The organism is Mycobacterium sp. IDUB_39 (assembly GCF_055419205.1).
This window is the reverse complement of sequence record NZ_JBVAXF010000001.1, coordinates 1,107,640-1,120,021: the sequence shown is the minus strand read 5'-3', so window position 1 is coordinate 1,120,021 and position 12,382 is coordinate 1,107,640. Positions and strand designations below refer to the sequence as shown.

Sequence of the window (12,382 nt, the reverse complement as noted above, 5' to 3'; positions counted from 1 at the left end):
CAACTATACCGCCGAGTAACTTCGGCGCAAAGTGATCTCGAGCAAATTTCTGCCAGCTAACTAACCAAGTGGTTGATGGGGGCTGGCAGGACCGCCAAATGACCACCCTGAGCTGCGAACTTGCCGGAATGTGATGTCCGCCACGAAGGCCCGTGGCACGCCCGTTACTGTGGCCGAATGCGACGTGTAGCGGTGTGGGGTACGGGCAATATGGGGTCGACTGCAATCCGGTCGGCGGTGGCCTTTCCGGGCCTGGAGTTGACGGGTGTCATCACCTCGTCGCCGGACAAGGCGGGCAAGGACGCCGCGACATTCGCCGGCCTCGACTCGCCAACGGGAGTCACGGCCACCACCGACGTCGACGCCGCACTGGCCAACGCTGACGCCGTCGCCTACATGGCGTCCGGTGACATCCGCCCCGATGACGCGATCACCGATATCGAGAGGTGCCTGCGCGCAGGCGCACTCGTGGTGACGCCGTCGCTCTACTCGCTCTACGATCCGCGCTCGGCGCCGCAGGAGTGGGTCGACCGACTCACCGCCGCTGCCGAGGAGGGCGGGTCCACACTGCTGGTCAGTGGTGTCGACCCCGGCTGGGGCAATGACGCGCTGGCTGTGATGGCCGCGGGCCTGTGCACCCGGATCCAAACCATCCGCTGCCAGGAGATCTTCGACTACTCCACCTACGACCAGCCCTACGCGGTTCGCGTGTCGTGCGGGTTCGGCGGCTCCATGGACGAGGTGCCGATGATGCTGCTGCCGTCCATCCCGACCATGGTGTGGGGCGGCAACGTCCGCCTCATCGGACGCGGCCTGGGCATGGAGATCGACGAGATCACCGAGGAGGTCGAGCGGCTGCCCCTTGAGGAGTCGGTCGACAACGTCATGGGCCACTTCGAGAAGGGCACCCAGGGTGCCTTCTTCCTGAAGGTCATCGGGTGGTCAGGCGGCAAGCAGCGCGTCATCATCGAGCACATCACCCGCATCGACCCGGCGTGTGCGCCGGAATGGCCGCAGCCCGACGAGGGCGTCGGCGACCACCGCGTCATCATCGACGGCGACCCGCAGCTGACGATCCTCAGCCGCGCCGACGTCCCCGGTGGCACGCGCGCCGACGGCGGCAACACCACTGCCGCCAACCGCCTCCTCGGCGCCATCGAGTGGCTGGCCACCCAGAAGCCCGGTATCTACGACGGTCTCGACGTCCCGCTGCACACCCCGCTGCCCGACGAGGTCGAAGCCACCCGCTGGGCCTGAACATCTCCCGCGCGGGGCTAGCCCTGCGGCTTCTCCGCCGGCGGCTCCGTGTCGGGCAGCTGACCCACCAGATACTCGGCGAGCCCACCGATCGTCGGATAGTCGAAGACCGCGGTCGCATTGATCGTGAACGCGCCGCCGAACTGACTGTGCAGCCGGTTGCGGAGTTCGATCGCCATCAGGGAGTCCGTGCCGAGGTCCAGGAACCGACTGGTTGCGGCGGGCGGTGATGCCAACCGCAGGAAGTTCTGCACCTCCCGCGCGAGGAACTCGGTGACGAAACCGGCGCGCTGCGAAACCGGGATCTCCTGCAGCTGCTTGAGCAACTCGCTGTCACCGGTCACCTCGCCCACGGCACTCGGCAACACGAGATCCAGAATCGGTGGCCGTGAGCTGCCCAGCACCTTCGCGGCACGCGCCCAGTTGGCCTTGATGACTGCGGCCTGGCCGGTTCCGTTGGCGACGACCTCGGCGAGCGCGCTCAGTGCAGCCGAGGGGTCGAGCGGAATCAGGCCCTGCGCACCGATATTGGCGCTCGCGGCCTCCGAGGAGGCCATGCCGCCCTGCGCCCAGGGCCCAAAGTTGACGCCGGTGGCGGGCAGGCCCTGCGCCCGGCGCTGTGCGACCAGGCCGTCGAGCAGTGCGTTGGCAGTCGCGTAGTTGGACTGCCCCGGTGAACCGAACAGGCTGGACACCGAGGACGACACGATGAAGAAGTCCAGCTCGTCGCCCTTGGTCAACCGGTCCAGGTGGCACGCGCCGAACGCCTTGGGTGCCAGGGTCGTTCGGAATCGCTCCAGGCTCTGCTGCGATAGCAGGGCATCGTCGAGCACGCCCGCCAGATGCACCACTCCGGCCAGGGGCGACAACTCCGCGCGGATGCGCTCCAGCAGCGTCGCCACCTCGGACTCATCGCCCACATCGGCCGTGAACACGTGGACGCGGCACTTGTGGCGCTCGGCGATCTCCTCGATCGTCCGTTGTGCGTCCGCATCGGGTGCGCGCCGGCTGCTCAGCACGATGTCACCGGCGCCGAGTTGGGCCAGGTACGACGCCGTGTGCAGACCGATCGCACCGAGTCCGCCCGTGATCAGGTAGCTCCGGTCCGCGCGTGGTGTGAGCGGATTCGGAATCTGGCACACGATCTTTCCGATGTGGCGCGCCTGCTGCATCCGGCGGAATGCGGCCCTCGCCTCGGTCAGCGGGTAGATCTCGGCGGGCAGTGGTGTCCACTCGCCATTGGCCAGACCCTGCGACACCTCGGTGAGCAAGTCGCGAATGCGATCGGGGTCGGTGAGCATCACCGTGTCCAACGCGACGATCTCGTAGGCGATGTCGGATCGGGCCTCGGCCATCTTCTCCGGTGTCCAGATATCGCGCTTGGCGATCTCGGCGAAGCGGCCGTTCCGGGCGGTGGCACGCAGCGTTGCCTCGATGAACCCCTCGCTGGTCAGGGAGTTGAGCACTACGTCAACACCCGAGCCGCCGGTGTCGTTCAATATCTGATCGGCGAAATCCGTTGTGCGCGAGTCGTAGACGTACTTCACGCCCAGCTTGCGCAGCGTCGCACGCTTGAACGTGCTGGCCGTGGCGAACACCTCGGCACCGAAGCGCTGGGCCATCTGGACGGCCGCCAGCCCCACGCCACCGCTGGCGGCGTGGATGAGGACCTTGTCCCCCGGCTTGAGCTGTGCCCAGTCGAACGACAACCGCACCGTGAGCGCGGCGGCGGGAATCGTCGCGGCCTCCACCGCGCTCACCCCGTCGGGGATCGGCGCCAGGAACTGGGAAGGCACGTTGAACCGGCTGGCGAACGCGCCCTGCATGGAGCCGTAGACGCGCTGGCCCACCTCGAGACCTGTCACACCGTCACCCAACTGCGTGACGACGCCGGCGAAGTCGCCGCCGATCGCTCCCGGATCACCGGGATAGAGGCCGAGGACATTGAGCACATCGCGGAAGTTGAGGCCTGCGGCCTCCACTCGGACCTGCACGTAGCCCTCGTCCGGCGGCAGCACGTCCTTTTCCGTCAACCGCAGGTTGTCGATCGCACCCCGTTCGGTGGGTGCCAGGACGTAGTCGCCCCCGCGCGGCACCGTGAGATGGCCGCTGCGCGCCCACGGCAACAGCCGCGACGCCAGCAGCTTCCCCTGCCGCAGAGCCAGTTCCGGCTCGTCGACCGGGTTGGCCATCAAACTCGCCAGTGTCTGCACGGCCTGATCCGAGCCATCGCAGTCGACCAGTCTGGCGCGCAGCACCGGTTCCTCGTTGATCGTGGTGCGTCCGAATCCCCACAGCGCCGCCTGTACTGGGTCGACAGGCTCACCGGATTCGCTTGCGATCGCCTGCTCGGTGACGATCCACAGCCCCGCGGGCAGCTTCACGCTGCCATTTTCTGAGCCGCCCTGCACGGTGTGCACGGCGCTGAGCAGGTTGGCGATCTCGGTCTCGATCCGCGCGGCAACCTCGGCGCTCGACTCGACTGTGCCCGAACCCTCTGGGCGGGCCGCGCTGCGCCAGACGACGCCGGAGAACCCGGCACCGCGCTCGTGCGCCTGCGCCAACACCTGCCCCAGGAGCTCGGAGTTGGTGTTCCGATCGAACGGAACACAGCCCGGCACCTTGGCGGCCAGATCGTCGAATCCGGCGATCAGCCATGTGCCATTGGTGCTTCCGACGCTCTCACTGTCACCGCTGGCCATCGGCACCTCGTGCCAGCCGAGGGTGTAGAGCAGCCGGGTGGCATCGCCACCGAGGCCGCGCAGCAGCGCCTCGCGGGGTGCGCGTTTCACGGTGAAATCTTGAATCCCGCCCAGCTGGCGACCATCTCGATCTAGGAAGTCGAGATCGAAGACCTGTGTTTCGCTGTCGAGACCGCTGTTGTGCCACCTTGCGCGGCAGTAGAACCGCCGCGGCATCTTCTCCCGCAGCGTCACCTGCCCGTACCGCAGTGGCAGGAACAGATCGTTAATACCCTGCTCGGCCGCCAAAAGCGCGGGGAATGCCGGGAAGGCGACTCCGGTGCACAGGTCCATCAGCACCGGGTGCATGGGCTCGGTGCCGAGATGTTCGGCGAGTTCCTCGCCGACGAGGATGTCGCCGATCGCCTCGCCCTCACCGAGCCACAACGACTTCAGCGAACCGGACCAGGTCGGCCCCCACGCCAGCTCCAGGTCGGCGAAGGTCTCGAACAGGTCCTGGGGCCGCATGCGGTCCAGGCGCTCGATCGCCTCGTCGACGGGTTCCGACTGTTCGTCGGCCGGCTCGCCGGCGGTGTCGCTGACGCCGGAGACCACGATGCCCTCGGCGTTCAACGACCATTCGGCACCGCGCTCACCGTAGGCGCGACTGTGCACCTGGAAACGCGACTCGCCGTCCTGCTCCAGCGGGTGCAACGTCAGCTGTACCTCGCGAGAAGCCTTCTCGGGCAAAATGATCGGCTCGTAGAAGAAGACCTCCTTGGCGTGCGCCGGGGTACCCACCGCGGCCAATGCCATCGCGGCGTACGTCGCGCCGGGGACGACGACGGTGCCGTAGATGACGTGGTCGGATAGCCACGGCTGCGACTTCACCGACAGTCTGCTGGTGTAGACGGAGTCTCCGGACGCGAGATCCTTGGCACTGCCCAGGATTCCGGATACCGAGGCGCCGTTGACGTCGGAACCGGCGAGCCCCGACGACTTGGGCCAGAACCGGCGGCGCTGGAACGGATAGGTGGGCAGTTCGAGTGCGCCCAGGCGGGGCCCATGATGCAGCGCCGCGAAGTCGGGTCGGTGGCCACCGACGTAGGCCGCAGCCAGTGCGTCGGCGATCTGACGCCGGTCGGCAACGCCCTTGCGTAGCGAGACGACAGCCCGCGGTGCGGCCAGGTGCTCCGGCCAGACCTGTACCGCGGCACCGGTCAACACCGGTTGCGGACCGATCTCCATCAACACCGAGCAGCCCAGTGCCGCGACGGTGCGCACACTCTCGGCGAACTGCACCGGTTGGCGGGAATGCCGCCGCCAGTACTGCGCGTCGAGAGGAGTCTGGGCCGTGAGCACGGCACCGGTGCGGTTGCAGACCAGCGGCAACGTGGGGGCGGCGAATGCCACCTGCGCTGCGTAGGACTCGAATTCATCGAGCACCGGATCCAGCAGCTCGGAGTGGAAGGCGTGGCTCGTCTCAAGCCACGTGCAGCGGATCCCGTCCTCCTCGAATCGGGGGACGAGCCGTTCCAGATCCTCGACGGGACCCGAGAGCACGGTGTTGGGCCCGTTGTAGGCGCCGACCGACACCCGCGGGAACTCGCCGGCGATCTCCTCGACGCGCTTGGCGTCGGTGAAAACCGCCACCATTCGCCCGCCTTCGGGCAGGCTGCCGAACAGTCTGCCGCGCTGGGCGATCAGTCGTGCGCCGTCCTCGAGGCTGAACACCCCGGCCACGCACGCCGCCGCGTACTGGCCCACGCTGTGCCCGAGTACCACGTCGGGTTCGATACCCCACGACTGCCACAGCCGGGCCAGGCCCATCTCGACGGCGAAGAGTGCCGGCTGCGCGAACGACGTGTGCCGCAAGGCCTCTCCAGCCTTGCCGCCGGTCTCACGATCGGTGGCGAACATCACCTCGAGCAACGGACGCGACACGATGTCCTTGACCGCATCCGCGCAGCGCCTCACGGTGTCAGCGAAAACCGGTTCGGTCTCGAACAACTCGCGCGCCATCCCCGGATGCTGGCTACCCTGCCCGGTGAACAACCACGCGGTCGTTGGATGGTTCGTGTGCTCACCGCGCACGACACCGGGTCGCAGGCGGTTATCAGCCAGTGCGACCAGACCGTCGCGTGCGGTCATGACCGAATCCACGACCAGCGCGGCACGATGCTCGAAATGCGACCGACCCGACCCGGCGGTGAGGCACACCTCGGCGAGGTCGACATCCGGGTGGGCGCTCAACCAGGTCTCGTAACTCTGCGCCAACGCCACCAGCGCCTCCGGTGACCGGGCGGACAGCGGGAGGACGCTGACCTGCGTCGCCGGTGCGTCGGGCACAGGCTCGGCCGGTGCCGCCCGCGGCGGCGCCTCCTCGATCAGCACGTGGGCGTTGGTCCCGGTGAAGCCAAAGGAACTCACACCCGCGCGCCGCAGCCTGCCGTTGGCGTGCCACGGAGTCGCCTTGTCCACGACCCGCACAGGAAGGGAGTCCCACGGGATGTGCGGCGACGGGTTATCGAAGTGCAGGCTCTGCGGTAGCTCGTCGTGCTGTAGTGACAACACCACCTTGATCAGACCCGCTGCCCCGGAAGCGGACTCGGTGTGACCGATATTGGTCTTCACCGATCCCATCAACAGCGGTCGATCGGCGTCACGCGAGCCGCCGTATGCGGCGGCCGCCGCCTGCACCTCGATCGGATCCCCCAGCGGGGTGCCCGTACCGTGCGCCTCGAGGTAGTCGACATCGCCGCCGTTCAGACCGGCGCGAGCCAGCACTGTCCCGATGAGTCGTTGCTGGGCACCGCCATTGGGGACAGTCAACCCACTGGAGGCGCCATCCTGGTTCACCGCGCTGCTGGAGATGACGGCGCAAATCCGATCCCCGTCGCGCTCCGCGTCGCTGAGCCTCTTGAGCACGAGAACGCCGCAGCCCTCGCTGCGCACGTAACCGTCGGCGGAGGCATCGAAGGTCTTGCATCGCCCGACGGGGGAGAGCATCCGCGCGCGGGACGCGGCGATCATGGTGACCGGGCTCAGCAAGACGTTCACGCCGCCGGCCAATGCCATATCGCAATCGCCGAAGCGCAATGCCTGGCACGCCTGATGGACCGCCACGAGAGCCGAACTGCATGCCGTGTCGAGTGCCACCGACGGTCCCTCGAGACCCAGCGCGAAGGCGACCCGACCGGAGATGGCATTGAGCGCATTGCCGGTGATGAAGTGGGGTTCGATCTTGTCGACCGACTGCGCTGACAGCAGATGCGCGTACTCGTTGGCGGCCACGCCCATGAAGATGCCGGTGCGGCTACCGCGCAGCGTCGCCGGCGCGTACCCGGCCCGCTCCAAGCCCTCCCACACCGTTTCGAGGGTCAGGCGCTGCTGCGGCTCGATCCAGACCGCCTCGCGCGGGGAGATGCCGAAGAACTCTGGGTCGAATCCGTCGATCCCGTCCAGGAATCCGCCGAAGCGCGTGTACGTCTTGCCTGGACTGTCCGGATCCGGGTCGTAGAACTCGTCGATGTCGAAGCGGTCCTCGGGGACCTCACGGATCGCGTCGACACCGCCGGCCAGCACCTCCCAGAATGCCTCCGGATTGGGCGCACCGGGAAAGCGGCACGACACCGCGACGATGGCGATCGGTTCGTCCGTGCGCGTCGTCGCCGCGGATGCCAGCGCAGGCCCTGAATCGGCGCGTGCCTCGCTCAGCCCGAGCACCTCGCCGAGCAGGTAGTCCGCCACGTCGGAGAGCCGTGGGTGATCCATCACCAGGGTGATGGGTACCTCCTTGCCGACTCCCGCCTCGATGCGGCGCCGCATCTCCACGGCCATCAGCGAATCCATGCCGAGGTCGAAGAATCCGGCGTCCTCGCGGATCTCGGAGGTATCGACGCGCGTCACCTCTGCCACCGCGTCACGCAGGTAATCGATCAGAAGTCTCCTGCGCTGCTGCACGGGAGCTCCTGTGAGCCGCTCGACCAACGGGGTCAGCCCGGAGGCTGTCGCCGTCGACGCCACGGCCGTCAGCTCCGACGGCACCTCGCGCTCCAACTCCGCCAGGAATGCCCGCCTGCCCGCCTGCTGGTAGAGCGGCAGGAACCGGGCCCAGTCGATACGGGCCACGATCCCTTGTGCGAGACCCGGTGTCGAGGAGGCCGTCACGACATCGACTAGACCCGCCAGTGCATCGGCGGGTGACAGTGTCTTGACTCCGCGCTGATCCAGTCGCGCACGGGACTCCGCGTCGGCCATGCCCGCCGACCAGGGGCCGAAGTTGACACTGGTCGCGGCGACGCCCCGCTCGCGGAGGCGTGCGGCCAGGCCGTCGAGGAACGCGTTGGCCGCGCCGTAGGCGGTCTGACCGAATCCGCCCCACACCGAGGCGATCGAGGAGATGCTGATGAAGAAGTCGAGCGCAAGATCGCTCGCTGCTTCACTCAGATGCCAAGCACCCCAGACCTTGCCGGCGAACACGCGATCCACCTCGGCGTCGTCGAGATTGCTCAGCGGGGTGGTGCCGATCTCGCCCGCAGCGTGCACGATGCCGGCCAACGGCGGTAGTTCGGCCTGCACACCTGCCAGCAGGCGTGCGACGTCGTGCGCATCGGCCACGTCCGCGGTGACCACGCGGATCTCGCAGCCGTGCTGTGCGATCAACGCGTCGATGCGCTGCTGTGCGGCATCGCTGGGAGCGCGTCGACTGGTCAGGACCAGATGCCTTGCGCCGTGCGCGGCTAGGTAGCCGCTGATCTCCAGGCCTATCGAACCCAGCCCGCCGGTCACCAGATACGTTGCGTCGCTGCGCAGTTCCAGTGGCTTACCGCTCGGCTGCTCAGTCTGTCGAACCAGGCGGGGCACGTAGACCGTGTTGTCGCGCAGCGCGATCTGGTCTTCTCGCAGGGCCTGGTCGGACGGTGTCATGATCCGGTTGAGGAGCGCGGACCATTCGTCGGCAGTGCCCTCACTCAGATCCGCCAGGCCGCCCCATACCTGCGGAAGCTCCAGCGCCGCGGCGCGACCGAATCCCCACAGCGAACTCTGCTCAGGCGCCACGGTGTCCGCGTCGGTGACGCGCTGTGCGCCACGGGTTACGACCCAGATGGGCGTGCGCAGGTCGGCGGTGCTCGCAGCGCGGAACAATCGCCGAGTTCCACTCAGGATCCGGTGTTGCATCCGCAACAGTGACTGCATCGATGGTGTGGTCGAGCCCGCATCCACCGCCGCGATATTCACGATGCGCAACGTCGAAGCGTCGGCTGCCGCTGCGCGCAGCGCATCCGCGAGCTTCTCCTCGTCGGTGTCGGACGCCGGCAACTCGATGAACCGATGCTGGTACCCGCGTGCGGCGAGCGCGTCGACCAACGGGGCAACCGATGGGGAGTCCGCACCGACGAGAAGCCAGGTGGTCCCCGCGCCGTCTCCCGCGCTGGCGAGCGGAGTGGGGGATTTCGCCCACCGGATCTCGTAGCGGTCATCGGCGATGGACTGGGTACTACGTTGTTGGTTGTGTTGTGCCGCAAGCTCGGTCAGCATCTGCAGGGCCACTGGATCGTCGCCCGCACCGCCGAGCAGGTTCGCGAGTTCCTCGATCCGGCCGTCCTCGAGCAGGCCGACGGTCTTGGTGCGCGGGCCGCTGAGGAGCTGCTGCGCCTCGGGGCGCTCCCGATCATCTCGGAACGAGTACTGGCGGTGTTCGAACGGATAGGTGGGCAGGTCAAGCTTTCGCGCGTGTGCTTGGGCAAATGCGCCGAAGTCGGGCAGGTGGCCCAGGACGTAGGCATCGGCAACGGCTTCGGTGATCTGCCTGTGGTCGGCGGTGTTTCGCCGCAGGGTCGCGATCGCGCGAGGCGCGGTGGCCGGCTCGGGCCACGCTCGCAGGGCGGTGGCGGTGAGCACCGGTTGCGGGCCGATCTCGAGCAACACCTTGCAGTTGAGATCGGCCAGCGTCTGCACGCTCTTGGCGAACTCCACCGGCTGGCGCGCGTGTCGACGCCAGTATGCGCCGTCGAGTTTCGCGCTCCAGCCGAGCTGGGCGCCGGTCCGATTGTCGATCAGAACCCGTTGTGGTGCAGCGTAATCGAATTGCTGTGCGTACGCCTCGAACTCGTCGAGGATCGGGTCCAGCAGTGCCGAGTGGAACGCGTGGCTGGTTTCCAGCCAGTCGCACCGGACACCGTCGGCAGTCAACGCGGCGACCGCCCGCTCCAACTCAGCAGCGGGTCCGGACAGGACGGTGTTGGCACCGTTGTAGGCGGCGACCGACAGACTGGGGAAGTCGTCGGTGAGGCTCTCGACGCGCTCGGCGGCGGTGAACACAGCCACCATCCGGCCACCCGCTGGCAGGCTGCCGAAGAGTCGACCGCGTTCGGCCATCAGCCGCGCGCCGTCCTCAAGAGTGAGCACGCCCGCGACGCAGGCCGCCGCGTACTGGCCGACGCTGTGGCCCAGCACCACGTCCGGTTCGAAACCCCACGACTGCCAGAGTCGGGCCAGGCCAAGCTCCAGCGCGAACAGCGCGGGCTGTGCGTAGGAGGTCTGCCGCAGCGTCTCCTCGGCACCCGAGTCAAGATCGAAAATCACGTCGAGCAACGGCTTTTCGAGAGCGTCGGCGACTGTGGCCGCGCACCGGTTCAGGGTCTCGGCGAACACCGGTTCGGTGTCGTACAACTCCCTGGCCATACCGGCGTACTGGCTGCCTTGACCGGTGAACAGCCAGGCCGTCTTCGGAGTGTCATGAGATTCTCCGCGGACCAATCCCGGTGCCGGGCGGTCGTCCGCGAGCGCTCCGAGAAGCTCGATGGCGGACTCTCTCGAATCGACCACCAGCGCGGCCCGGTGCTCCAGGTGTGCTCGTCCGGTGCCTGCGGTGAAGCAGACGTCGGCGAGGGTGGCCTCCGGGTGCGCACTCAGCCAGGCGCGGTACTGGTCGGCGAGCTGCATGAGCGCGGCGGGTGTCCGCGCCGAGATCGGAAGAACGCTGAACGTGTCCTTCGCCTGCTCGACAGGACCGGGTTGGCCAGCGGGCTCACCTGCCTGTTCGGCGGCTAGCGGTGCCTCCTCGAGGATGACGTGCGCGTTGGTGCCGGCGAACCCGAACGAGCTGACCCCGGCGATGCGGGGCCGATCGCCGCGCTGCCATGGGATGGTCTCCCGCACCACCTCGACGGCGAGGCGGTCCCAGGGAATGTGTGGCGACGGGTTCTCGAAGTTGAGGTGCTTCGGCAGAGCCTCGTGCTCCAGCGACAGGATGACCTTGATGACGCCCGCGATCCCCGCGGCGGCTTCCAGGTGCCCGATGTTCGTCTTCGCCGAGCCGATCAACAGCGGCTGGTCGGTTTCGCGTCCAGCGCCGAGCACGGCACCTGCGGCCTGGGCCTCGATCGGGTCGCCGAGCGACGTCCCAGTGCCGTGTGCCTCCAGGTAGTTGACCTCGCGGGGTTCGAGGTCGGCACGCTTCAGCGCATCGGTGATAACCCGTTGCTGGGCAACACCATTCGGCACGGTCAAGCCGCCTGATGCGCCGTCCTGGTTGATCGCGCTGCCACGTATCACGGCTCGAATCTGGTCGCCGTCAGCAATCGCGTCCTCGAGGCGCTTGATGACGATGACGCCGCAACCCTCGCCGCGAACATAGCCGTCGGCGGCCGCGTCGAATGTCTTGCACCGGCCATCGGGCGAGAGCATGTGCGCGCTCGAGAACGTGATCATGGTCGCCGGAGACAGCAGGACGTTCGCCCCGCCGGCCAGCGCGAGGTCGCATTCCCCCAGGCGAAGCGCCTGGCAGGCCTGATGTATCGCCACCAGGGACGAGCTGCACGCCGTGTCGACCGCCACCGAGGGGCCCTGGAGGCCCAACCGATAGCTGATCCGGCCCGCTGCCGCGGCGCTCGACGTCCCGATGGCCAGATAGGCCTCGATCTCGGGGTAGGTCAGCTCGTCGGAGGCCATTCCCAGGTAGTCGTGCGTGGCCAAACCGACGAACACTCCTGTGTTGGTTCCGGCCAAAGCTGTTGGTGCCGTGCCTGAATGCTCCACCGCGCGCCAGGCCGTCTCCAGCAGGATGCGATGCTGCGGGTCCATCAGCCGGACCTCGCGGGTCGACATGCCGAAGAACGGCGCGTCGAACCCCGTCACGTCATCGACGAACCCCGCGCGACGGGTGACGACCTTGCCGGGCGCCCCTGGTTCGGGGTCGAAGAAGTCGTCGGCATTCCAGCGGTCGTTCGGCACTTCCGAGATCGCTTCGCGGCCATCGCGCAGCACATCCCAGAACTCATCTGCATCCGCGGCACCCGGAAAACGGGCGGCGTAGCCGACGATCGCAAAACGCGGGGCCGGCTCCATTGAATCGTCGGCAAATCCCATGTCGATGTCCCTCCCGATCGGCGGACCGATCAACGTACTCGGTGGCCACAATGCCACCGGGCGCGCAATCT

At 67.7% G+C, this 12,382-nt stretch carries 1 protein-coding gene and 1 pseudogene; one reads left to right on the top strand and one right to left on the bottom strand.

Annotated features, from left to right (window positions below):
* The first annotated feature begins 177 nt into the window (after positions 1–177).
* Positions 178–1,257 (top strand): NAD(P)H-dependent amine dehydrogenase family protein, encoded by a 1,080-nt coding sequence (locus ACZY0X_RS05230; RefSeq protein WP_463768535.1) that lies wholly within the window; start codon positions 178–180, stop codon positions 1,255–1,257.
* Positions 1,258–1,292: 35 nt separating this feature from the next.
* On the opposite strand, the pseudogene ACZY0X_RS05225 reads toward ACZY0X_RS05230, so the two are convergent.
* A pseudogene (locus ACZY0X_RS05225) lies at positions 1,293–12,311 on the bottom strand (type I polyketide synthase); the annotation flags it as partial.
* Positions 12,312–12,382: the final 71 nt, after the last annotated feature.

Coding starts and splice junctions, on each gene's coding strand:
- ACZY0X_RS05230 (WP_463768535.1), top strand. CDS start 178: ATGCGACGTGTAGCGGTGTGGGGTACGGGCAATATGGGGTCGACTGCA.